The 247-nt window shown below is 68.4% G+C and carries 1 protein-coding gene; it reads right to left on the reverse strand.

Annotated elements, in window-relative coordinates; translation table 11 throughout:
* The coding region (locus tag TOK_RS22925; protein WP_172457725.1) for a divalent metal cation transporter at nucleotides 1-247 on the reverse strand (247 nt) is incomplete at both ends.

The following is a 247-nucleotide window of genomic DNA, read 5'->3' on the forward strand; positions in this document are numbered from 1 at the left end:
GAAGAGACTGGCGACGAACCCGATGCCGACGACGAGCAGCATCGTCGTGACGACGCGTTCGAAGGGTTTCTGCCCGAAGCGGTCGGCGACCTTGAGGATCACCATCGAGACGACGGCGGTGATCGCGCCGCCCCAGATGAGGGGCAGGTCGAACAGCAGGGCGAGGGCGATGGCGCCGCCGAGGACCTCGGCGAGGTCGGTGGCCATGGTGACGAGCTCGGCCTGGGCCCAGTAGGCGAAGCGGGTG

It is taken from the genome of Pseudonocardia sp. N23 (genome assembly GCF_002583555.1).
Classification (GTDB): Bacteria; Actinomycetota; Actinomycetes; order Mycobacteriales; family Pseudonocardiaceae; genus Pseudonocardia.